Genomic DNA, 22,716 nt, shown 5'->3' with positions numbered 1-22,716 from the left:
GGGACGGAAACCGGGTCGATTTCGACGGACAAAGATTACCTCCGACGAAACAAATGAAACAATCGGCGACATCACCCGGAAAAACTCACCCCCTATACCGACGTTCAACAACTTAAACACCAACGCCGAACAGGAGAGCGAACATGCTAAAGCCGTCCTTCCGCCTTTTCATCGTCCCGCTCGGCGCCGTCGCAACGCTCGCCACCCTGTCGGCCCAGAACGTCCAGCCCCGCGCCCAGCGCGACACTGGTTCGACGTTCGTGCGTGAACAGGTGGTGGATTGCGGCACCAAGAGTCCCAAGGAGGTCTGCGTGATCTCCTACGACAGCGAGACCCCCCGCTGAATTTCTCACCTCCCAAGCTCTAGACCCCCCAAGTAACCTCCAACGACCCGGCCGGGATGCCCCCCAGCCGGGTCGCTCTGCGTTTGCGCCTGATTTCGTGTGCGCAGTACGAAAAAGTCTCACAGAGACGTGACGCCTCCCGAGCCGTCGCGCGCGTAACGCCCTGCCCCACCACCGCGAATTTCAGCAAGCACCCGGCAATGTCTCGCCGGGACCGGTGATGGATGCTTTCGATGCTGAATCTTGTTCTCGCGCTGCTCGCAGGTGTCGTCACCGTGGCTGCCCCTTGCACGCTGCCGATGCTGCCTATCCTCCTCGGGGCATCGGTCGGCCAGACCCGCAAGGTGCGGCCGGCGATGATCGCGCTCGGCTTTGTGATGTCATTCTCGATGGTGGCATTGCTGCTGAGTGCGATCACGCGCGTGTTCGATTTCGATCCGAATGTTCTGCGCTCCGGTGCCGCCGTTCTCCTCCTCGGCTTTGGAATACTGATGATCTGGCCGACGCCGTTCGAATGGCTGTCGACCCGGATCGGTGGCATCACCGGCCATTCGGCCGCGTCCCGCCAGGGTGTGATTGGAGGTTTCGTGCTCGGCACGACGCTCGGCCTGGTCTGGACGCCCTGCGCCGGCCCCGTGCTGGGCTCGATCCTGACCGTCATCGCGACCTCGAAGGATACCGTCTGGGCCAGCCTGTTGCTGATTGTCTATGCCGTCGGCGCCGCACTGCCGATGCTCGCCATCGCCTATGGCGGCCAGGCCGTCACCACCCGAATCCGCAGCGTCGCGCGGATCGCGCCGCGGCTGCAGCAGGGCTTCGGCGTCGTCGTGATCGCCTTCGCGCTGCTCTCCTACTTCCAGTATGACACGCTGATCGTGTCGTGGCTGACCGGATTTTACCCCAACGGCCAGATCGGCCTCTGATACCAATGGAGATATCCATGATCCTGCGCTCACTCGCTGCGTCCGTCGCAATCGTTGCAGTTTCTCTCGCGGGCTCGGCGATACCCGCCTTCAGCGGCGACGCACGCGCGACGGAAACACCGTTCGCCGTCGCCGCGACGCAGGCCACTGCGCCCGATTTCGTCGGTCTCGGCAACTGGTTCAATTCCGCGCCGCTTAAACTGGCCGATCTCCGCGGCAAGGTGGTGCTGGTGAATTTCTGGACCTATGGCTGCGTCAACTGCGTGAACACGCTGCCGCACGTCACCGGGCTCTACGCCAAATACAGGGATCGCGGGCTCGTCGTCGTCGGCATCCACACCCCGGAATTTCCGTTCGAACGCTCGGCGTCGAATGTCCAGACGGCGCTGAAGCGGCACGGCATCACCTATCCGGTGGCGCAGGACAACGACTCGCAAACCTGGAACGCTTACCGTAACCGCTATTGGCCGGCGCAATACATCGTCGACCAGAACGGCAAAATCGTGTTCCAGCACGATGGCGAGGGCCAGTACGAGGAGATCGAGCGCACGGTCGCCGGGCTCCTCAACGCTCCGAGCTGAGATCAGGCAACGCAGGCTTGCCGCATTTCAGCCGCACATTTTTCCGCTTGATATGACCACGGCGGTCGTGGTGCTTGCCGCTGGCGATGGATGCTGTGGCAAACGAGAATGAAGTCAGGCTACGCAAGGGCACGTCGCTCAACGAGCGATTCGTTCTCGCAGGCCTGGCCATACTCCTGTGTTTGGTTGCCTTGCCTGGCCTTGTTCACCTGGAGAATGGTCATTGGCTTGGCATCGCCGCTCTGTTTGCGCTGCTGTTCGGATGCCTCCTGCTGGGCGCTGCCCTACTTGATCGCAACGTCGTTTGGATCATTACATCAGGCGAAATCCTGATCGGCGAACAGCGTCCCTTCGGGAAATTGCACCGAAGATTGGTCAGGGATGACGAAATATCGGGGATGCATCTCCGAAGAAGCAGCGGCAAATCAATCGAGTTCAGCCTCGTATTCAAGACGGAATCGGGGAATTTACTCACCTCGCCCCCGCTGCCTGATATCACCCAGGTTCACCAAACCACCGTCCGGATTGCCCGGCTGCTTCGGCTTCCCGATCCCGAACCGGTCGAGAACCCGCTCGACGCGGTCAATGCCGGGATCCAACTGGGCAAGCCGGCCAACCCCAAACGGGTGCTGGGATACACGGTTCTCGCGGTGCTGCTCGCCTGTGTGCTGAGCTTTCCGTTTATCCATGCGCTCTGGAACGGCGCATTGTCCGCCCTCGGCATTGCCGTCTGGTCGCTCGGCGCGATCGTGGTCTTCGTACTGTTCAGATATGTCCATCGAATGAGCGGCGCATGCTGGATCATCCAGGATGGTGGAATCAGGATTGAACGGTTTTCATTGAAAGGCGCGACAGAGGTGGAGACGATCGGCGGTGAAGATGTCGAGACAATCGACGTCGAGAGCGGCCCCAAGGATGGCCTCTACGTGATCGCAATCCGGCTTCGCACCGGAAAGAAAATGCGAAGCCCGGCGCTGGCCGGCAAGGATCAGACCCGAGCCGTGCAGGCCGAGATCATCAGGCGGTTGAGATTGAATCCATCGGGCGGCGGATAGGCTCGCACGCCTGTCCCGCGCGGCACGCAGGTATAATCGCCGCATCGGGCGTGGTAAGATAGCGTCTGGTTCGGGCGCAATTCTTCGAGAACTGCAGTGCCGTTTTTCGAAAAGATCGCGCCTGACGAAACTTGCGACAGGTGGTGCCGATGTTCGAAGGCTGGGATGCGGTCGTATTGGCCCGGGCGCAGTTTGCTTTCACGATGTCGTTCCACATCATATTTCCAGCCTTCTCGATCGGGCTCGCGAGCTATCTCGCGGTGCTCGAAGCGCTGTGGCTCGCGACCGGACGCGAGGTCTACATCAACCTGTTCAATTACTGGCTGAAGATATTCGCCGTCGCCTTCGGCATGGGCGTGGTGTCGGGCATCGTGATGTCCTACCAGTTCGGCACCAACTGGTCGGCCTTCTCCGACAAGACCGGCCCGGTGATCGGCCCGCTGATGGCCTACGAGGTTTTGACCGCGTTCTTCCTGGAAGCAGGCTTCCTCGGCGTGATGCTGTTCGGCCTGCGGCGCGTCGGTCCAGGACTGCATTTTCTGGCGACGCTGATGGTCGCGATCGGCACGTTGATTTCGGCGTTCTGGATTCTGTCCGCGAATTCCTGGATGCAGACGCCGGCGGGCCACGCCGTCAATGCCGACGGGCAGTTCATCGCCGCCGACTGGCTGAAAGTGATCTTCAACCCGTCATTCCCCTACCGTCTCGTGCACATGGTGCTGGCGGCATACCTGACCACCGCGCTGGTGGTCGGCGCGGTCGGCGCCTGGCACCTGCTGCGCGACCGCCACCTCGCCGGCGCCCGCGTGATGTTTTCGATGGCGATGTGGATGGCGACGCTGGTGGCGCCGATCCAGATTCTCGCCGGCGATCAGCACGGGCTCAACACGCTGGAGCACCAGCCGGTGAAGATCATGGCGATGGAAGGACATTTCCAGAGCCACAAGGACGGCGCGCCCCTGATCCTGTTCGGCATGCCCAACCAGGCCGCCGGCAGGGTCGACTATGCGATCGAAGTGCCGAAGCTGGGATCGGTGATCCTCAAGCACTCCCCTGACGCGCCGATGGCCGGCCTCGACACGGTGCCGCGCGAAAACTGGCCGCCGGTGGCGATCACGTTCTGGTCGTTCCGGATCATGGTCGGCATGGGATTGCTCATGCTGGCGCTCGGCCTGTTCAGCCTGTTGCTGCGCGTGCAGGGCAAGCTGTACGATTCCCGGCTGCTACACATGTTTGCGGTCGCGATGGCTCCCGCAGGTTTTATTGCCGTTCTTGCGGGCTGGATCACGACCGAGACCGGGCGGCAGCCCTACACCGTGTACGGATTATTGCGCACGGTTGAATCGGCTTCGCCGCTGGCGGCGCCCGCGGTTGCCTCCTCGCTGATCGCCTTCATCATCGTCTATTTCGCCGTATTCACAGCCGGCGTGATCTATCTGCTGCGCCTGATGGCGGCCCCGCCGCATCCCGGCGAACAGGGACCGTCGCACGAAGTTCCGATCCGCACGGCCGGCATCACGCCTGCCGCCGGCGCGGCAACCGAGGGAGCCGCCCGATGATCCCGATCGACCTTGCCATCATCTGGGCCTTCATCATCGCCTTTGCCGTGTTTGTCTATGTCGTGATGGACGGGTTCGACCTCGGCCTTGGCATCCTGTTTCCGCTGTTTCCGGAGAAGCGCGATCGCGACGTCATCATGAACAGTGTTGCGCCGGTCTGGGACGGCAACGAAACCTGGCTCGTGCTCGGCGGTGGCGGCCTGATGGCTGCGTTTCCGCTGGCCTATTCCGTGCTGATGCCGGCGCTTTACACGCCCATGATCGCGATGCTGCTCGGACTGGTGTTCCGCGGTGTCGCCTTCGAATTTCGCTGGCGCACGACAAAGGAACGGAACAAGTGGGACATCGCCTTTGCCGGCGGATCGCTGCTGGCGACGCTGGCGCAGGGCATTGCCCTTGGCGCCATCCTGCAAGGCATCCACGTCTCGGGCCGCCACTATGCCGGCGGCTGGTGGGACTGGCTGACGCCGTTCAGCATCCTGACCGGCGTGGCGCTGGTGATCGGCTATGCGCTGCTGGGGGCGACATGGCTGGTGATGAAAACGGAAGGCGAATTGCGCGACCGCGCCTATCATCTGAGCTGGATGTTGTTGCTTGCAATGCTCGGGGCCATCGGCGCTGTCAGCATCGCGACGCCGTTCCTCCACGTGCAGTACACGCAGCGCTGGTTCTCCTGGCCGAACATCCTGCTGACCGCGCCGGTGCCGGTCGCGGTGGCTGCGGTTACGGTCATGCTGCTGCGCAGCCTCGCCAACAAATACGACTACCAGCCGTTCTTCCTGACGCTGGCGCTGTTCGCGCTGTCCTATGCCGGGCTCGGCATCAGCATGTATCCCTATATCGTGCCGCAGAGCATCACCATCTGGCAGGCGGCGGCGCCGGAGAACAGCCAGATCTTCATGCTTTTCGGTGTCGCCGTGCTGATACCGCTGATCCTGGGCTATACCGCGTGGGCCTATTGGGTGTTTCGCGGCAAGGTCAGACCCGAGAGCGGGTATCATTGATTTGGACCAAGCCAAATCCACGCCCTCTCGCGCAGCGTTTACTGTGGTTTGTGCTGCTATGGCTCGGCGGCGTCGGTACTGTGGCGCTGATTTCGTTTTGCCTGCGGCTGTGGATCGCGCCGAAATAGGCCAAAGCCGGATACCCCATGAATTGGGCGGTTGGCGGAAATAGAAGACATTTCAGTCACCTATCCGCCTCATTCGCCCTAAACTTGCCATCAAGCTGGCCCTGAGATTTGATGGTTCCCGAGCGCGATCAGCAAAAGTGGGAACCGGTTTTGCGTCCGATCGCGCTCTGACTTAAAAGTGACGCATGATCTTATCGCCCAACCGCTTACACTTTGGCGGATCATGCGCATTTGGCCAACGTGCCACGAGGAGAGCTCTGCGATGACGAAATTTCGGCACCTGATCTGGATGATGATCGCTGCAGGCGGTCTGGTCCTTTCGGCCCCGCAGAGCCAGGCGCAGACGCGACAGCCCGACGTCGGCGACCAACCGGGGCTTATCCCTGACGAATCCGTCGAACTCGATCCGCAGTTCAGGAAGACTGCGGTGCTCTATCGCACCAGCGAAGCGCCGGGCACCATCATCGTGGTCACGGCCGAGCGCCATCTTTATCTGGTTCAGGGCAACGGCCGCGCATTGCGCTACGGCATCGGTGTCGGCCGCGAGGGATTCCAGTGGCAGGGGCTCGTGAACATCACCCGCAAGGCGGAATGGCCGGACTGGACACCGCCACCCGAGATGATCGCGCGCCAGCCCTATCTGCCGCGCTTCATGGCCGGCGGCCCCGGCAATCCGCTCGGTGCCCGCGCAATGTATCTCGGCACCACCGTCTACCGCATCCACGGCACCAACCGGCCCGACACGATCGGTACCGCCGTCTCCTCCGGCTGCTTCCGCCTGGTCAACGCCGACGTCGCCGATCTCTACGAGCGCGTCCCGGTCGGCACCAAGGTGATCATCCGGCAAAAGCCGGAACTGTAATTGCGACGCGATTCCTCCAGCCGACCCATTTCCCTGAAATTGTGAGTTAGAAAATGCTACGGACATTTCGAGGCGGCCTCCTCATCGGGCTGGCGGTCGCAATCGCGGTCGCGGCTATCGCGATCACCTATGAGCGTTACGACACCAAGACCCTGAAGCGGACCATCCGCCGCGGCGACGTGCTGTGCGGCGTCAACAAGGGCCTGCCCGGCTTCTCGATCCCCGACGACAAGGGCGACTGGACCGGCTTCGATGTCGACTTCTGCCGCGCGGTCGCCGCGGCGATCTTCGACGACCCAAAGAAGGCGAAATTCGTACCGCTCGACGCCAGCGAACGCTTCAAGGAATTGCAGAGCCGCAAGGTCGACATACTCTCCCGCAACTCGACCTGGAGCATGTCGCGCGAGACCAATTACGACCTCTATTTCCCGGCCGTCGCCTATTATGACGGCCAGGGTTTCATGCTGCCGCGCTCGCGCAACATCGATTCCGCGCTGGACCTCAACAACAGCAAGGTTTGCGTGCAGGAGGGGACGACGACGGTGCTCAACGTCGCCGACCATTTCCGCGCCAACAACATGAAATACACGGAAGTCAAGTTTCCCAAGCTGGAAGACGTGCTCAAGGCCTATGAATCCGGCAAGTGCGATACCTTCACCGCCGACGTCTCCCAGCTCTACGCACTCCGCTTGAACCTCATCCAGCCGAGCGACCACGTCATCCTGCCCGACGTCATTTCCAAGGAGCCGCTCGCTCCCGTGGTACGTCAGCGCGACGACGACTGGATGATGCTCGTGAAGTGGACGCTTTACGCGATGATCAACGCCGAGGAGCTCGGCATCACCTCGAAGAACATCGATGAGGCGCTGAAGTCGAAGAAACCCGACGTGATGCGGCTGGTCGGCACCGAAGGCAGCTACGGCGAAGACCTCGGCCTGAGCAAGGACTGGGCCGCCCGCATCATCCGCCATGTCGGCAATTACGGCGAGATCTACGAGCGCAACGTCGGCGAAGGATCGAAGCTGAAGATCCCGCGCGGACTGAACTCGCTGTGGAGCAACGGCGGCATCCAGTACGCGCCGCCGATCAGGTAAGAGAAGCCGCAAAGCCGTCATTCCGGGATGCGCCCTCTTGGGCGCAGGGCCCGGAATCCATCAGGCCGCAATTGCAAAATGGATTCCGGGCTCGCGCTTCGCGCGCCCCGGAATGACGAGCGCTAATAACTCTTCATCCGCGCCAGTTGATCAGCGTGGTAATTGCTGTCCCCAAACAATTCCTGGCAGACCCGCGCGCGCTTCATGAAGAAGCCGATGTCGAACTGGTCGGTCATGCCCATGCCGCCGTGCATCTGCACACCCTCCTGTACCGCCAGCGTCGCCGTGGTGCCGGCGCGGGCCTTTGCGACTGCGACCGCGGCGCCAGCGTGCTCGAAATCGCCGTCAAGCATCTGCAGCGCCTTCAGGACGGCCGAGCGGGTGATCTCGATGTCGATGTAGAGCTGGGCGGCGCGGTGCTGCAGCGCCTGGAATTCGCCGATCAGCTTGCCGAACTGCTTGCGCTCCTTGAGATACGTGACGGTGCGGCCGAACACCTCCTCGCTCAGGCCCACCATTTCGGAGGCCACCGCACCGCGGCCGATATTGAGCACGCCGTCCAGCAGCGCCCCGCCCTGGTCGACCTCGCCGAGCACATGATCGGCATCGACCTCGACATTGGCGAATTCGATTCGAGCGGCGTTGTGCGCATCGACCATCACGGTGCGTTCGATCGCAACGCCCTTGGCCTTGGGATCGACCAGGAACAGTGTCAGCCCGTTGCGCTCACCGGCCGCGCCGCCGGTGCGGCCAGCGACGATCAGGAGATCGGCGGTGTGACCGTCGACCACGAGAGCCTTGGCGCCGTTGAGCTTGAAACCGTTGCCGGAACGCACCGCCTGCAAGTTGATCTGCAGCGGGCGATGCTTTGTCCCTTCATCGACCGCAAGTGCGGCCAGCAGCGAGCCGTCCGCGACCTTCGGCAGATGCGCCGACTTCTGCGCTTCGCTGCCGCCGCGCGCCAGTGCGGACACCGCCAGCACCGCTGTCGACAGGAATGGCGACGGCATCAAAGTGCGGCCGATTTCCTCCATGACAACGCCGGCCTCGACGCAGCCGAGCCCGGAGCCGCCGAAATTTTCCGGCACCAGCAGGCCGGAAAATCCCATCTCGGCAAACGCCTTCCAGAGGTCGCGGGAGAAGCCCGTTGCGTCCTTGCTGTCGCGCAAGCTGCGCAGGTGCGCCACCGGCGCCTTGTCGCTGATGAGGCCGCGGGCGCTGTCGCGCAGCATGGATTGTTCTTCGGTGAGGACGAGTGCCATTGGACAGATATCCGCTTCAGAGGTGAATTAAGTTGCTTCGTCGTCCCTGCGAAAGCAGGGACCCATACGCCGCGGCTTATCGAGTATGAATGGTGCTAGCGTCACAATGCTCAGACAGCGGTGGTTATGGGTCCCTGCTTTCGCAGGGACGACGTGAGAGAACGGCTGGAGGCTCACGCCCCCGGCAGATCGAGGATGCGCTTGGCGACGATGCCGAGCATCACCTCGGAGGTGCCGCCTTCGATCGAGTTGGCCTTGGTGCGCAGCCAGGCGCGCGGGCGGGCGCCGCCTCTGGAGCGCCCGCTTTCCCATTCCAGCGCATCGATGCCGCCCGCCGACATCAGGATTTCGTGGCGGCGCTTGTTGAGCTCGGTGCCGTAATATTTCATCGCCGAGGAAAACGCCGGATGCGACTGCCCGGCTTTCGCCAGATCGACGGCGCGTTCGGCCACGGCTGCAAACGCCGCCTCGTCGATGTCGAACGCGGCGATCTGGCTGCGCAGCATGGCATCGTCGAGCCGACCGGAATCATCACTTCCGACGGAGTCGGCGGCGACCTGCCCGAGCGGACGGCCGATACCGCGCTCTCCAGTGCCCGAGATCATCGCCCGCTCGTGCTGCAACAGATATTTCGCCACATCCCAGCCGCGGTTGACGGTACCCACCACATGCGACTTCGGCACGCGCACATTATCGAAGAAGGTTTCGCAGAACGGCGAATAGCCCGAGATCAGGAGAATAGGTTTGGTCGACACGCCCTTCGAGGCCATATCGAACAGGATAAAACTGATGCCGTCATGCTTCTTCGCCGTCGAATCGGTCCGCACCAGGCAGAAGATCCAGTCGGCGTAGTTCGCGTAGGACGTCCAGATCTTCTGGCCGGTGATGATGTAATCGTCGCCATCGCTCTCGGCGCGGGTCTGCAGCGAGGCGAGGTCCGATCCGGCGTTCGGCTCGGAATAGCCCTGGCACCAGCGGATCAGGCCTGCGGCGATTTTCGGCAGATGCTCCTTCTTCTGCGCCTCGTTGCCGTATTTCAACAGCGCCGGCCCGAGCATCCAGATGCCGAAACTCGACAGCGGCGCGCGGGCGCCGATCGCCGACATCTCCTCGCGCAGCACCTTGTGCTCGGCGCGATCGAGCCCTCCGCCGCCATATTCCTTGGGCCAGTCCGGCACGGTCCAGCCCTTGTCGCGCATCCGCTCGAACCAGACACGCTGCGGCTCCGACGAGAATTTGGCATTGCGGCCGCCCCAATAGGTGTCGTTCTCCGAAGTCATCGGACGCCGCATCTCCGGCGGGCAATTCGCCTCCAGCCAGGCGCGGGTTTCACGGCGGAATATTTCCAGATCGGACATGATGGCGTTTCCATGTGGGATGTTGGGAGCGACCTTAGCCCTCGCGTTGCGGAATTCAATATATGTCTGACGTCAGCCCATGCTGCTGCGGTGGTGGTCATGACGCGGAATCGGGTGTATGCGCAAAGCCGTAACGATTGAAAAACAAGAGGAAACGGGCATGCGGCTGAAATTGCTTTCGCCTGGCGAAATGAGCGCCGAACAAAAAGAAACCTACGACGAGGCGATATCAGGCAAGCGCGGCGCCCCGCCGGCGCCGATGATGGCCTGGCTCAACAGCCCGGACATGGCGCGGCATGCCACGCGGCTCGGCGAGCAGCTTCGTTTCAACACGATGTTTCCCGCAAAGCTTTCCGAGATCGCAATCCTCGTCACCGCGCGGCACTGGACCTCGCATTACGAATGGTTCGCGCACAAGCGGCTGGCGCTGAAGGGCGGCGTGGACCCCAAAATCATCGAAGACATCCGCGACCGCCGCACGCCGACGTTTGACGACCCAAAAGGCCAGATGATCTACGACCTCGCCAAGTCGCTGCATGAGGGTAAAGGGGTCTCGCAACCGCTGTACGATGAGGCGGTGAAGGTGCTCACCGAACGCGGGATTGTCGAAGTGATCGGGCTGTGCGGCTACTACACGATGGTGTCGATGACGCTGAACACCTTTGAGTTCGGACTGCCGGACGGTGAGATATCAGATCTTGCGTGAGTTCTCTCTTCCCCTCTCCCCGCACTTACGCGGGGTCGAGACGAGCGAAGCTCGCTCTTAGAGGGTCGGGGTGAGGGGCTCCCTCCGCGAAACGTGACCTCACGATAGACTGTACCCCCTCACCCGGACTTTCCGCTTCGCGTAAAGTATAGCCGAAGCCCTGCTTCGGCGTTCTTTATTGGACGGCCGTCGAAGGCGGCCTACGCCTCGCCCCGCAAGCGGGGCGAGGTTGAGAACCGCAAGCGGAGAAGCACATGCCCCAGAACCCACCCATCATATCAGGCACCCGGATCGGGCATGTTCACCTCAAGGTCGCCGATCTCGAGCGCGCGCTGGGGTTCTATTGCGGCGTGCTCGGCTTCGAGGTGATGCAGCGGATGGGCGCCAGTGCGGCGTTCATTTCGGCGGGCGGCTATCACCATCACATCGGACTCAACACCTGGGAAAGCAAAGGCGGCCATCCACCGCCGCCTGATGCCACCGGGCTGTTTCACACCGCCATTCTCTATCCCACGCGCCCGGCGCTGGCGGATGCGCTGTATCGCGTGATCGAGGCCGGCATCGAGCTGGACGGCGCCAGCGACCACGGCGTCAGCGAGGCGCTGTATTTGCGCGATCCCGACCAGAACGGCGTCGAGCTCTACCGCGACCGGCCGCAGGAAGAATGGCCGCGAGCGCCGGATGGATCGCTGGCGATGTTCACGAAACGGCTGGATCTGGAGGATTTGCTGCGGCAGCGGGAAACCTAATTCCTCATGGTGAGGAGGTCTTTGTGTGGCGCGCACGCCCGCGGATCATGACCAGCAAGGCCGCCGTCAGCTCCACCGCGATACAGCCATAGAACGGCAGCGTGTAGCTTCCCGAGAGATCGCGCAGCAGGCCGACCACGCCGGGGCCGAACGCGTAGGTGATCTGGTTGATCGCCGTGATCAGGCTGACCAGCACGCCGAATGAACGCGGGTCGAATTCGCGCTGCACGATCAGCGCCGGCAGCGTGATCAGATTGCCGACCGAAAAGCCAAACAGCGCGCAGGCGGCGATCAGCGCGTAATCATGATGCACGTTGATGACGATCAGAAGTGCGATCGCCTGGCTCAAAAAAGACAGCGCCGACGCCAGTCGCTGGTTCATCCGGTCGATCACGAAGGAAAACAGCACGCGGCCGACCACCGCCATCGCCGTCAACAGCGCCACCGCAATCGCCGCCTGCTGCCGCCCGATCACCGAATCCAGAAACGAGATCAGGTGCACGATGAAGCCGACCTGCGCGAACAGCACCAGCGCGAACGCCGCTGACACCGAGAGGAAGCCGATATCGCGAAACGCTCGCCCGCGAATTTGCGTCTGCGACGGCGCGTCCGCAGCGTCGACTGCGCCCGCGCTTGCAAGGACCGGCGGCCGTCCGACGGACAGCAGGATCACCGGAACCATTACCGCGACCATCACCACGGCGGAGGCGGTCATCGCACCGGAAAAGCCGAAATAGCCGATCGCCATGATCAGCAGCGGCACGCCGGCGATGCCGCCAAAGCTTGCGCCGTTCAGCGCCAGGCTGATCGCCATGCCGCGCTTCTTGTCGAACCAGAGGCCCAGCGTATTGGTGATGATGCCGAGGCTGGTCCCCGCCCAGCCGAAGGCGAGCACGGCATTGGCCAGGTAAAGTTGCCACGGTTCCCTGACCTGACCGATCGAGATTGCGGCGGCCGCCATCGCCAACGTTCCCGCGACCAGGCAATTGCGCGGGCCGAACGCCTTGATGGCTTCGCTGACGAACGCGACCAGCGCGGCGCCGAACAGATAAAAGAACGTCGTGCCGGACGAGATCAGCGACGCCGGCCAGCCGTGCAGCCGCTGCAACTCGGCGACATAGACGCTCTGGCCATAGAAGCCGAGCCCCCAGCCGAACGTCGCCAGCAGGAAACAGACGACGACGATGCGCCAGCCGTCGTAGCGGATCGAGGTTTCGTCCAGAGGGGTGTAGTTGCGAGCGTCCAAGCGATGTCCCTTCGTTGCTGTCTCGTCATGGCCAGCTTGTCCCGGCACATGTCGGCAACAGGTCACAAAGCTACAAGGGCTATCAATTCGATGGACGCCGAACTGTCAGCAGATGGCAACTAGGCGGCCGGCTTCGACGGATCATAGAAGAACCGCTCGCGAAAAACCTTGTCGCCGCGCCATTCCTGCAGCGCGACTTCGTCGAAGCGCCCCGTCTTGCCGGACTTGTAGACAAACTCGAAAACCCAGTTGATCGCGACATGATCGCCTTCGACAACCGACGTCACGCAAGTCGACGTCACGCTCTTGACCCGTTCCAGCACCGCGCGCTCATGCGCGACCAGGACGTCGCGGCCGACCCGCGGCGCCGCCGCGTTCTCCTGCATGCTGGCGTCCTCGGTGTAGAAACGCTCGATCGCCCCGGCATGATCGCCGGAGACGACGGCAGCAATGAACTCATTGAGACGGGCGCGCGACGGCATGGGGCCTCCAGCAATCCAATTGAAGATCAGATAGTCGGATCGGGAATCTCGTTGACCGCCTGCAGCTTGGCCCGGCGCCTTGCGAAAGACGCAAACGACAGGATCGCAAGGCCGAGCAGCACCGGCGGGAACACCACCATGTTTACCATCGACCAGCCGTAATGGGCCAGCAGCTGGCCGGACGAGAACGAGCCCAGCGCCATCATCCCGAACACCAGGAAATCGTTGAAGGCCTGCACCTTGTTGCGCTCCTGCGGCCGATGTGTTTCCAGCACCAGCGCGGAGGCGCCGATAAAGGCGAAGTTCCACCCCACCCCGAGCACGATCAGCGTCGCCCAGAAATGCATCGCGGTGATGCCGGCAAGACCGATTCCCGCCGCTGCGGCTTCCAGCAGCAGGCCGAGCGCAACGATCCTTGGCGCGCCGAAGCGCGCGATCAGCGAGCCTGTGAAGAAGCTCGGCCCGTACATCGCCACGATGTGCCACTGAATGCCGAAATTGGAATCGCTGACAGTCAGTCCGCACATCTTCATCGCGAGCGGCGCCGAGGTCATCACGAGATTCATCATGGGGTACGCAATCACCCCGCACAGGGCGGCTGCAATGAAGCGCGGCTGCCGCGCGATCGTCCACAGCGGCCGGCCGCCATGCATGTCCGACGGCGCCGGCTTTGGCGCATCGACACCCCACAGCACCGCCATCGCCACCAGCGCGACGAAGGCCTGCACCACGAAGCTGAAAGCAAACAAATAAGGCGGCCAGATATCCATCGTCCACTGCACGAGCTGCGGACCGAGCACGCCGGCGAACACGCCGCCCGCCATCACCCACGACACGGCCTTCGGCCGGAACGCCGTGCTGGCGCCGTCGGCGGCGGCAAACCGATAGGACTGCGCTACCGCGCCGTAGAGACCGCCGAGGAACGTCGCGCCGCAGAACAGCCAGAACGAAGCGTACAGAACGGCAATGGCGGCGAGCGCGCCGGTCAGCACGCCGCAGAAGGTACCGATGATGAAAGCGGTGCGGCGGCCATAGGCACGCGAGATCGCGCCGGTCGGCAGCGTGCCGGCGGCGAGCCCCAGCACATACATCGAGAGCGGCACGGTGGCGAGCGAGATGGTCGGCGCCAGCATCGCGCCGACGATCGAGCCGGTGGCGAAAATCACCGCCGAATTGGCGCCGGTCAGCGCCTGCGCCGCGGCGAGCCGCAGCACGTTGGCGCGCGCACGCGCGTCGTTGGCGATCTCTTGGGTAGCAGTCGTATCCAGCATCGGCCTTCCCGCCCGGCAGGCCCCGGGCAGGGAGCCACATCGATTCATTGCGGGGGCACTATGAAGACGTGAGGGGACGCGATCAACCGGCGCAAACGGGCGCTCGCTATGCGCCCGCGTCACCCTTGGGAGAGCCTTTGTCCGAATCCTTGTCCGATCGCCCGAACACCAGAATCATGTTGTTGGCGGGCATTGGCACGGTTTCGATCAATGTGAGGCCCGCGCCAGCGGCGAGCTTCTCGAGATCGGCGATGTCGCGCACGCCCCATTCGGCGTCCTGCTCGCGCAGGCTGGTGTCGAACACGGCGTTGCTCATCGCGGTGTGCTTGCCGTCGCGCTTGAACGGGCCATAGAGAAACAGGCGCCCGTCGCTGCGCAGATAGCGGCCTGCGCCGGCGAACAGGCCCTCAGTGACGCGCCACGGCGCGATGTGGATCACATTGGCGCAAAACACCGCGAGCAATTCGGCCGGGCCGCTGCCGTCCTGCATCGCCGGACACCACGCGGGATCGGTGAGATCGATCCGCAGCGGCGGACGGATATTCGGCAGAGCGGCATGCGCGCGCCATGCCTCGATGCTCTTCAGGTGCCGCTCGTTGAGATCGCTCGGCCACCAAATGATGCCGGGGGCGTGTCTTGCGAAATGCACGACATGCTGGCCGGTGCCGCTGCCGGCCTCTACCACGTCACCGGACTTGCCGGCGAGGAATGCCTGCAGCACCGCCCAGATCGGCTCATGGTTGCGGTGGAATGCCGCCGCATCGAGCCGGCCGTCGGGTTCGACCGGCCGTCCATCCTTGCCGAATTCCACCACATATTCGGCCATTGCCGCCTCGCCTGAAATCGTTGTGGATCTGAAACGCCGGAGGCGTCACTTCAGTTCGCCGCAATAGATTTCTTTCAGCACTTGCAGCAGGCGCAAGGCGCGCGGATCGGCAACCCGGTAGTGCAGCGTCTGCGACGTCCGCCGGAATTCGACCAGGCCATCGGCGCGAAGTTTCGCCAGGTGCTGTGACAAAGCGGACTGGCTCAGCTTGACGATGCCGACGAGTTCCCCGACCGTCATCTCGCCGCGCGCGGCCAGAAAGCAGAGAATCAGCAAACGCTTTTCGTTGGCGAGCATTTTCAGAAGTTGCGCGGCATCGCCGGCCTGCTTCGCCAACTTCTTCAGCGCTGCCGCATCGTCGGCGTCGGCGCCGGCGGCAAATTGTGTTTCTTTGGCTATCGCTGCGGCTGCTCTCATAGTGTCAAATCCGGGATGGTTTTCCGTGCCTGTGAAGCACACATGACATACTAGCGTTCCGGCCTTTCTTTAGCATTGACTAAATTAGCAAATATCGATACCGGTTCAAAAAAGCAAAAAATGATGCGGCGATGCGGCCGCCAGGGGAAGAAAACGTGCGGCATAACCCGTTACGCAGCAAAGCTATTCTCTCCGATCTTGCCGGCCCGGACGCGCCCTTGGGGCGACGCAGCTTTCTCACCCTCGGCGCGGCGCTGACCGGCAGCCTTGCCATTGGCGGCAAACCGGCCTTGGCCGACCCCGCGCAGGGGTCTCCTCCCGCGGACGCCCCCTGGTCGCAATCGATCGGCGCGGGCGTAGTCGACCGGCCTTACGGCCGGCCTGCGGATACCGAAGCCTCCGTCATCCGGCGCAACGTCCCCTGGCTCACCGCCAGTATGGAATCCTCGGTGAGCTTTTCACCGTTGCAGGACCTGCACGGCATCATCACGCCGAACGGACTGTTCTTCGAGCGCCATCATGCGGGGCGACCCGATGTCGATCCGGCGCAGCACAAACTCATGATCCACGGACTGGTCGAGCGCCCGCTGCTGCTCACCATGAAGGACATCCTGCGCTTCCCATCCATATCGCGCATCCATTTCATCGAGTGCCCGGCCAATGGCGGCATGAACTGGCGCGCCGCGCAGATGAACTCGCTGCAATTCAGCCACGGCATGGTCAGTTGCGCCGAATGGACCGGGGTCCGGCTGTCGACGCTGCTGGAGGAGGTAGGCGTCAAAAAGGAAGCGAAGTGGGCGATGGTCGAAGGCGCCGATGGCGCGCATATGAACCGCAGCCTGCCGCTCGACAAATGTCTCGACGACTGCCTCGTGGTCTACGCGCAGAACGGCGAGGCGCTGCGCCCCGAACAGGGCTATCCGCTGCGGCTGGTGGTGCCGGGCTGGGAAGGCAACGTCAATATCAAGTGGCTGCGCCGGATCAAGCTCGGCGACAAGCCATGGCATTCGCGCGAGGAAACCTCGAAATACACCGACCTGATGCCGGACGGTACCTCGCGCGGCTTCACCTGGCTGATCGACGCCAAATCCGTCATTACCTTTCCCTGCCCGGAAAAGCCGCTCGATGGGCCCGGCCTCTATGAAATCAGGGGGCTGGCCTGGACCGGCAACGGCAAGGTCAAGCGCGTCGACGTCTCCATGGACGGCGGTATCAACTGGCAGACTGCGCGGCTGCACGAGCCGGTGCTGTCGAAGGCGCTCACCAGGTTCTCACTGCCCTGGCGCTGGGACGGTCGCCCGGCGCTGGTCGCATCCCGCGTCATCGACGAGACCGGTTACGTGCAACCAACCATTGTGGAGCTGCGGAAGCAACGCGGCTCGAACTCGGTCTATCACAACAATTCGATCCAGACCTGGCAGGTCAAGCCCGACGGAAGCGTCTTCAATGTACAGCTCGCGTAAGATCTACCTGCCGATCGTGGCCATCGTGCTTGCCGGCGGAAGCCTCGCAGGCGCAGCAGAGCCCGGCTCGTTCGGTTACGGCCGCGTGGCGACGCCGGCGCAGATCGCCGGATGGGACATCGACGTGCGCGGCGAGGACGGAGCAGGCCTGCCGCCGGGCAAAGGCACGGTCGACCGGGGCGCCGACGTCTATGCCGAGCAATGCGCCGCCTGTCATGGAACCTTCGGCGAGGGCGAAGGCCGCTTCCCCAAGCTGGTGGGCGGCGTCGGATCGCTCCGGGACGAGCGTCCGGAGCCGACGGTGGGCAGCTACTGGCCGTTTGCCCCGACCCTATGGGACTATATTAACCGCGCCATGCCGATGCCCGCGCCGCACACATTGTCAGCGGATGACGTTTATGCTTTGACCGCCTATATTCTGAACCTGAACGACCTCGTTCCCCAGGAATTCGTTGCTGATCGCAACAGCTTGCCGAAAGTCAAAATGCGCAATCGCGACAATTTCATCTGGACCGACCCGCGCCCCGATACGATGGCCAAGCCCTGCATGAACGATTGCGTCAACGCCGCCGATGTCAGCATATCGTCGACGGCGGAGGGGCGGAACCTGACGCCACGCACCACCGGACCGCTCGACACGATGCAACCGAAATAGAAACTACGGAAACGCCTGTGACCGATCATTCCCTGATGAAATCCGCAAGGCTCCGGACGTTGATGCTGCCGGCGTTCACGCTGGCGCTGGTGATCGGCGCTTTCGCTTCCACTGCCCCCGCGCAGGCGCAGTCCGCGGTGGACGAAGGCCGCAACCTCGCTTTCGACCGCGGCAAGGGCAATTGCCTGACCTGCCATGTCATCAAGGGCGGCACCCTGCCCGGCTCGATCGGGCCCGAGTTGAGGGACATCAAGAGCAAATATCCCAAACGCGAGGATCTCGTCGCCATTCTCAACGACGAAACCCAGCGCAATCCACTAACCGTAATGCCTCCGTTCGGACGCAACCGGATCCTGACCGAAAAGGAAATCAACGCGGTGGTGGATTTCCTGCAAACGCTGTGACGCAAGCGCGCACGCTTTAGGAGACGATGGACATGACTGACGTCGGATTTTCGGCCACGCGGCGGCTGATCCTGCAAGGTGCAGGCGCAGTCGCGCTTGTCGGCCTCGGCAACCTTCCCTTTGGCCTGACACCGGCGCTCGCCGCGGCCAACGACAAATATCCTGAGGAGGCGTTCAAACAGAAGAGCGATGCCGACGTCATCAAGTCTCTCTACGGCAAGACCGCAGAGCCCTCGGACAAGGTGAAATTGGACGCGCCTGAAATCGCCGAGAACGGCGCCGTGGTGCCGATCTCGGTCTCTACGACCCTTGCCGACGTGACTTCGATCGCGTTCCTCGTCAGCGAAAATCCGAATGTGCTGATCGCAAAATACAGTATCCCGACAGACACGATGCCGAGCGTCGCCAACCGAATCAAGATGGCCAAGACCAGCAATGTAACGGTGCTGGTGGAAGCCGGCGGCAAACTCTACAGCGCCACCAAGGAAGTCAAAGTTACCGTCGGCGGCTGCGGCGGCTAACGGCACCGGGAGAATATTCAGATGGCATCCACTATTCGCGTGCGCGCTTCATCGAACGGCGAGATCACGGAGGTGCAGGCGCTGATCCAGCATCCGATGGATTCCGGCTTCGTCAAGAATGCCAAGGGCGAGATCATTCCGCCGCATTTCATACAGCAACTGACGTTCGAACATGACGGCAAGAATGTCTTCGCAGCCGACTGGGGCGGCGGCGTTTCCAAGGACCCCTACGTCAAGTTTGCGTTCAAGGGCGCCAAGAAGGGTGACGAGTTGAAGATCAGCTGGATCGACAACAAGGGCGCGACCGACACCACCACGGCGAAGATCCAATGAAGCTGCGATACGCGATCTATCTGGCTTCCGCAGCCCTTGCATTCGGGATGCTGACGCTTGCGAGCACGCTGCCCTCGGGCGCCGCCGACAAGGTCGATCCCGTCGCCGACGCCAAGGCGTTCAAGAAATTCTTCACCGACAAATTTCCGAAGGTGAAGCTGGAAGATTTCGTCAACGGCCCCTATTCGATGAATGAGGATCTGCACCGGCAGTGGCAGGAGAAGGAGCAATTCCCGCCTTACGAGTTCTCGCTCGAAATGGGCAAGGAGATGTTCTCCAAGCCGTTCAAGAACGGCAAGACCTATGCCGACTGCTTCCCGAATGGCGGCATCGGCGTTCGCCAGAACTACCCTTACTTCGACGAGAAGGAAGGCAAGGTCATCACGCTCGAGCTGGCTTTGAACCGCTGCCGCGAAGCCAATGGCGAAGCGCCGTATTCCTACGTGAAGGACGAAATGGCGGCGCTGACCGCCTATATGGCCTTCACCTCGCGCGGCAAGCCGATGGATATCAAGATCCCGGACGATCCCCGCGCGCTTGCGGCCTACGAGAACGGCAAGGAATATTTCTACACGCGGCGCGGCCAGCTCAATTTCTCCTGCGCCGCCTGCCATGTGCAGAGCCCGGGTGAGCGCATCCGCGCCGAAATCCTGGCGCCCGCGCTCGGCATCGTCAATGCGATGCCGATCTACCGCTCGGAGTGGAGCGGCATGGGCACGACCAGCCGGCGCTTCACCACCTGCAACAGCCAGATCCGCGGCGTGCCGCTGAACCCGCAGGACGATGAGTATCGCAACGTCGAATACTACCTGTCCTATGTCAGCAACGGGCTGCCGATTTCGGGTCCGGGAGCGCGGCCATGAGGAACGGGATGCACAAATCCGCATTGGTTCTGGCGCTGCTTGCCGCGGGCGCTGTGTCCGCGCTCGCCGCAGGCTCCGAGGACGACTTCAAGGCGGCGTACGCCGCGGCTGAAGCCGCCAACAAGGAAGCCGGCAAGCTTCGCAATCAATGGACCACCACGGCGAACACGCTTGCCGCGGCGAAGAAGGCGGCCGATGCCGGCGATTTCGACAAGGCCACCGCAGCGGCCAAGGAGGCCGAGGCCCTGGCCAAGGCTTCGATCTTCCAGGCCACCAGCGAGAAGACCCGCTGGAAGGATATGGAAATTCGCTAGAGCATGATCCGGAAGGTGGAAACCGGTTTTCCGCCAAGATCATGCTAAACAATTAAGAGCCTTACGACGCGCGGAGACCCGCATGACCATCCGCCGCCGAGATTTCCTGACGCTAGCGGGCGCCGCCACCCTGTCCGGCAGCCTGCCACGGCTCCGCGCGCAGGCCGCCGATAATAATGCCGGCGTCTACGATCTCGAGCGCTTTGGCAATGCCCGCATCCTGCACATCACCGATACCCATGCGCAGCTCAGGCCGGTGTTTTTTCGCGAGCCGAGCGTCAATCTCGGCGTCGGACCGATGCGGGGCAACCCGCCGCATCTGGTCGGGCGCGCTTTCCTCGAGCGCTTCGGCATCCGCCCCGACAGTGCCGACGCCTATGCCTTCACCTGCATCGAGTTCGAGAAAGCTGCCGGCCGATTCGGCAAGCTCGGCGGTTTCGCGCATCTGAAGACGCTGGTCGACCGGATGCGCAGCGAGGCCGGCGCCGGACGCGCGCTGCTGCTCGATGGCGGCGATCTCTGGCAGGGCACCGGCCTCGCCAATACGCTGCAGGGCGCCGACATGGTCGACGCCGCCAATCTGCTCGGCATCGAAGCGATGACCGGCCATTGGGAATTCACCTATGGCGAGAAGGCGCTGCGCGTCAACCTCGAACGCTTCAAGGGCGAATTCCTGGCGCAGAACGTCTTTCTCACCGAGGAAGCCGCGTTCAACGACGCCAAGGCGTTCGATCCGGCATCAGGGCGCGTGTTCAAGCCGTCCATCATCAAGGAGATCGGCGGGCATCGGATCGCCGTGATCGGGCAGGCGTTTCCCTATGTGCCGATCGCGCACCCGAAGCGTTTCACGCCGGACTGGAAATTCGGCATCCGCGACGAGGAACTGCAGAAGCTCGTCGATGTCCATCGCAACACCGACAAGGTCGATGCCGTCATCCTGCTCTCGCATAACGGCATGGATGTCGACCTCAAGCTCGCCAGCCGCGTCACCGGCATCGACGTCATTCTCGGCGGCCACACCCACGACGCCGTGCCGCAGCCGATTGCCGTGACCAATCCGGGCGGCGTCACGCTCGTCACCAATGCCGGTTCGAACGGCAAGTTTCTGGCGGTGCTCGATCTCGACATCGGCAAGGGCAAAGTTGCGAATGTGCGCTACCGGCTGCTGCCGGTGTTCTCGGAGTTGCTGAAGCCCGATACGGCGATGCAGGCGCTGATCGACAAGATCCGCGAGCCGCACGCGGCCGCGCTGAACGAGAAGATCGCTTCCGCTGACCGCCTGCTCTATCGCCGCGGCAATTTTAGCGGCACGATGGATCAACTGATCTGCGATGCGCTGCGCGGCGAACTGAACGCCGAGATCGCGCTGTCGCCGGGCTTCCGCTGGGGCACCACCGCGCTGGCAGGCCAGCCGCTGACGATGGAGGACGTGCTGGCGCAGACCGCTGTCACCTATCCGGAAACCTACGTCCAGACCATGACCGGCGGCCAGATCAAGGACGTGCTGGAAGACATCTGCGACAATCTCTTCAACACCGATCCCTATTACCAGCAGGGCGGCGACATGGTCCGCGTCGGCGGCCTCGCCTACACCTGCAGTCCGAACGAGACCGTGGGCAAGCGGATTTCCGAACTCAAGCTCGATAACGGCCACGCGCTGCAAGCCGGCAAGCGCTACAAGGTGGCAGGCTGGGCCTCCGTCAACGAGCAGACCGGCGCGCCGATCTGGGATGTGGTCGCCAGGCATCTGAAGTCCGGCAAGCCGCCCAACCGGTCGCTGCCGGGCGTCACACTGAAAGGCGTTGAGGACAATCCGGGCATTGCGGGACAGGGATGAGCGGTTTTTCGACCATCATTCGCACCATGGCCGCGGCGCTTCTGATCGCAGCCGCCGCGCCCGATGCCCGCGCCCAGCAGGCGCCGCTGCAGGACAAGCCGTTTGCCGAGCACAAGATCGTGCTGCAGCTCTCCGACAACGATCCGCGCAAACAGGGCCTCGTGCTCAGCGTCGCCAGCAACCTGATGAAGCATTACGATCCCGACAAGGTCGCGATCGAGGTCGTGGCGTTCGGTCCAGGCGTCGATCTGCTGCGCCCGGAAAATCCCAACCGCAAGATGGTCGAGAGCCTGGTGGCGCAGGGCGCGCGTTTCGACCTCTGTCTCAATACCGTTGACACGCTCGAACGCGAGAGCGGCAAGCGGCCGGAGTTCATATCAGCGGCAACGCCGGTGCAGGTCGGCGTGGCGCAGATTCTGTTTCTGACGGAGAATGGGTATACGCTGGTGAGACCGTGAC

The 22,716-nt window shown here is 62.8% G+C and carries 27 protein-coding genes; 20 read left to right on the top strand and 7 right to left on the bottom strand.

The annotated features are described in order from the left end of the window. The first annotated feature begins 143 nt into the window (after positions 1-143). The 9 genes from JQ624_RS17510 (at position 144) to JQ624_RS17475 (ending at position 7,550) form a co-directional block, all read left to right on the top strand. The gene (locus JQ624_RS17510; protein WP_212420139.1) at positions 144-344 is read left to right on the top strand and encodes a hypothetical protein; all 201 of its coding nucleotides are present in this window, start codon (positions 144-146) and stop codon (positions 342-344) included. Between the two features lie 233 nt (positions 345-577). Then, positions 578-1,267 (top strand): cytochrome c biogenesis CcdA family protein, encoded by a 690-nt coding sequence (locus tag JQ624_RS17505; RefSeq protein ID WP_212420138.1) that lies wholly within the window; start codon positions 578-580, stop codon positions 1,265-1,267. A 17-nt stretch (positions 1,268-1,284) separates the two neighbouring features. Beyond that, positions 1,285-1,848 (top strand): thioredoxin family protein, encoded by a 564-nt coding sequence (locus JQ624_RS17500; protein WP_212420137.1) that lies wholly within the window; start codon positions 1,285-1,287, stop codon positions 1,846-1,848. A 74-nt stretch (positions 1,849-1,922) separates the two neighbouring features. Beyond that, positions 1,923-2,903 (top strand): hypothetical protein, encoded by a 981-nt coding sequence (locus JQ624_RS17495; protein WP_212420136.1) that lies wholly within the window; start codon positions 1,923-1,925, stop codon positions 2,901-2,903. A 149-nt stretch (positions 2,904-3,052) separates the two neighbouring features. Then, entirely contained in the window at positions 3,053-4,462 is a 1,410-nt protein-coding gene (locus JQ624_RS17490) for a cytochrome ubiquinol oxidase subunit I (protein ID WP_212420135.1), read from the top strand. Next, entirely contained in the window at positions 4,459-5,466 is a 1,008-nt protein-coding gene (gene cydB / locus JQ624_RS17485) for a cytochrome d ubiquinol oxidase subunit II (protein WP_249129875.1), read from the top strand. Before JQ624_RS17490 ends, cydB begins: the two co-directional genes overlap by 4 nt. Then, positions 5,466-5,594 carry a DUF2474 domain-containing protein gene (locus tag JQ624_RS38620; RefSeq protein WP_312014441.1) on the top strand — a complete coding sequence of 43 codons (129 nt, stop codon included), beginning with the start codon at positions 5,466-5,468 and terminating at the stop codon, positions 5,592-5,594. Before cydB ends, JQ624_RS38620 begins: the two co-directional genes overlap by 1 nt. Before the next feature lie 262 nt (positions 5,595-5,856). Then, the gene (locus tag JQ624_RS17480; protein ID WP_212420134.1) at positions 5,857-6,456 is read left to right on the top strand and encodes a L,D-transpeptidase; all 600 of its coding nucleotides are present in this window, start codon (positions 5,857-5,859) and stop codon (positions 6,454-6,456) included. A gap of 53 nt (positions 6,457-6,509) precedes the next feature. Then, positions 6,510-7,550, top strand: a complete 1,041-nt coding sequence (locus tag JQ624_RS17475; RefSeq protein WP_212420133.1) for an amino acid ABC transporter substrate-binding protein — start codon at positions 6,510-6,512, stop codon at positions 7,548-7,550. A gap of 122 nt (positions 7,551-7,672) precedes the next feature. On the opposite strand, the gene JQ624_RS17470 is transcribed toward JQ624_RS17475, so the two are convergent. Both JQ624_RS17470 and JQ624_RS17465 read right to left on the bottom strand, forming a co-directional pair. Continuing rightward, positions 7,673-8,812 (bottom strand): acyl-CoA dehydrogenase family protein, encoded by a 1,140-nt coding sequence (locus JQ624_RS17470; RefSeq protein ID WP_212420132.1) that lies wholly within the window; start codon positions 8,810-8,812, stop codon positions 7,673-7,675. A gap of 173 nt (positions 8,813-8,985) precedes the next feature. Beyond that, positions 8,986-10,170 carry an acyl-CoA dehydrogenase family protein gene (locus tag JQ624_RS17465; protein ID WP_212420131.1) on the bottom strand — a complete coding sequence of 395 codons (1,185 nt, stop codon included), beginning with the start codon at positions 10,168-10,170 and terminating at the stop codon, positions 8,986-8,988. Between the two features lie 160 nt (positions 10,171-10,330). On the opposite strand from JQ624_RS17465, the gene JQ624_RS17460 reads away from it, so the two are divergent. Both JQ624_RS17460 and JQ624_RS17455 read left to right on the top strand, forming a co-directional pair. Then, the gene (locus tag JQ624_RS17460; RefSeq protein ID WP_212420130.1) at positions 10,331-10,876 is read left to right on the top strand and encodes a carboxymuconolactone decarboxylase family protein; all 546 of its coding nucleotides are present in this window, start codon (positions 10,331-10,333) and stop codon (positions 10,874-10,876) included. A 254-nt stretch (positions 10,877-11,130) separates the two neighbouring features. Next, positions 11,131-11,625 (top strand): VOC family protein, encoded by a 495-nt coding sequence (locus tag JQ624_RS17455; protein WP_212420129.1) that lies wholly within the window; start codon positions 11,131-11,133, stop codon positions 11,623-11,625. Between the two features lie 4 nt (positions 11,626-11,629). Here JQ624_RS17455 and JQ624_RS17450 read toward each other — a convergent pair whose 3' ends face one another. From JQ624_RS17450 to JQ624_RS17430, 5 genes are all read right to left on the bottom strand, one after another. Then, positions 11,630-12,871, bottom strand: coding sequence for an MFS transporter (locus JQ624_RS17450; protein ID WP_212420128.1), 1,242 nt, complete (start codon positions 12,869-12,871; stop codon positions 11,630-11,632). Between the two features lie 119 nt (positions 12,872-12,990). After that, entirely contained in the window at positions 12,991-13,353 is a 363-nt protein-coding gene (locus JQ624_RS17445; protein ID WP_212420127.1) for a nuclear transport factor 2 family protein, read from the bottom strand. 26 nt (positions 13,354-13,379) lie between these two features. Further along, complete coding sequence (locus JQ624_RS17440) at positions 13,380-14,624, bottom strand: MFS transporter (RefSeq protein WP_212420126.1); 1,245 nt, start codon at positions 14,622-14,624, stop codon at positions 13,380-13,382. Positions 14,625-14,730: 106 nt separating this feature from the next. Next, positions 14,731-15,450: a DUF938 domain-containing protein gene (locus tag JQ624_RS17435; RefSeq protein ID WP_212420125.1), complete on the bottom strand. Its 720-nt coding sequence runs from the start codon at positions 15,448-15,450 to the stop codon at positions 14,731-14,733. A 45-nt stretch (positions 15,451-15,495) separates the two neighbouring features. Continuing rightward, the gene (locus JQ624_RS17430) at positions 15,496-15,867 is read right to left on the bottom strand and encodes a helix-turn-helix transcriptional regulator (RefSeq protein WP_212420124.1); all 372 of its coding nucleotides are present in this window, start codon (positions 15,865-15,867) and stop codon (positions 15,496-15,498) included. 218 nt (positions 15,868-16,085) lie between these two features. On the opposite strand from JQ624_RS17430, the gene soxC reads away from it, so the two are divergent. The 9 genes from soxC to JQ624_RS17385 all read left to right on the top strand — a co-directional run bounded on the left by soxC (position 16,086) and on the right by JQ624_RS17385 (position 22,715). Next, entirely contained in the window at positions 16,086-17,330 is a 1,245-nt protein-coding gene (soxC, locus tag JQ624_RS17425) for a sulfite dehydrogenase (RefSeq protein ID WP_409334344.1), read from the top strand. Then, on the top strand, positions 17,314-17,985 hold the full coding sequence (locus JQ624_RS17420) for a c-type cytochrome (protein ID WP_212420122.1): 672 nt from the start codon (positions 17,314-17,316) through the stop codon (positions 17,983-17,985). Before soxC ends, JQ624_RS17420 begins: the two co-directional genes overlap by 17 nt. A gap of 62 nt (positions 17,986-18,047) precedes the next feature. Continuing rightward, the gene (gene soxX / locus JQ624_RS17415) at positions 18,048-18,389 is read left to right on the top strand and encodes a sulfur oxidation c-type cytochrome SoxX (protein WP_212420196.1); all 342 of its coding nucleotides are present in this window, start codon (positions 18,048-18,050) and stop codon (positions 18,387-18,389) included. A gap of 32 nt (positions 18,390-18,421) precedes the next feature. Then, entirely contained in the window at positions 18,422-18,910 is a 489-nt protein-coding gene (gene soxY / locus JQ624_RS17410) for a thiosulfate oxidation carrier protein SoxY (RefSeq protein WP_212420121.1), read from the top strand. 21 nt (positions 18,911-18,931) lie between these two features. Next, on the top strand, positions 18,932-19,243 hold the full coding sequence (gene soxZ / locus JQ624_RS17405) for a thiosulfate oxidation carrier complex protein SoxZ (RefSeq protein WP_212420120.1): 312 nt from the start codon (positions 18,932-18,934) through the stop codon (positions 19,241-19,243). Then, entirely contained in the window at positions 19,240-20,106 is an 867-nt protein-coding gene (gene soxA, locus JQ624_RS17400) for a sulfur oxidation c-type cytochrome SoxA (protein ID WP_212420119.1), read from the top strand. Before soxZ ends, soxA begins: the two co-directional genes overlap by 4 nt. Positions 20,107-20,114: 8 nt before the next feature. Beyond that, the gene (locus JQ624_RS17395) at positions 20,115-20,420 is read left to right on the top strand and encodes a hypothetical protein (protein ID WP_212420195.1); all 306 of its coding nucleotides are present in this window, start codon (positions 20,115-20,117) and stop codon (positions 20,418-20,420) included. A gap of 82 nt (positions 20,421-20,502) precedes the next feature. Continuing rightward, a complete protein-coding gene (gene soxB, locus JQ624_RS17390) occupies positions 20,503-22,257 on the top strand; it encodes a thiosulfohydrolase SoxB (RefSeq protein ID WP_212420118.1) in 1,755 nt (584 codons plus the stop codon). Beyond that, positions 22,254-22,715 (top strand): hypothetical protein, encoded by a 462-nt coding sequence (locus tag JQ624_RS17385; protein WP_409334340.1) that lies wholly within the window; start codon positions 22,254-22,256, stop codon positions 22,713-22,715. The genes soxB and JQ624_RS17385 overlap by 4 nt, the downstream gene beginning before the upstream one ends. Position 22,716 lies beyond the last annotated feature (1 nt).

Origin of the sequence: Bradyrhizobium sp. AUGA SZCCT0283 (assembly GCF_018130385.1) — a bacterium.
In the GTDB taxonomy this organism is placed as follows: domain Bacteria; phylum Pseudomonadota; class Alphaproteobacteria; order Rhizobiales; family Xanthobacteraceae; genus Bradyrhizobium.
Note: the sequence above shows the minus strand (reverse complement) of the source record. Positions and strands in the feature narration are given on the sequence as shown.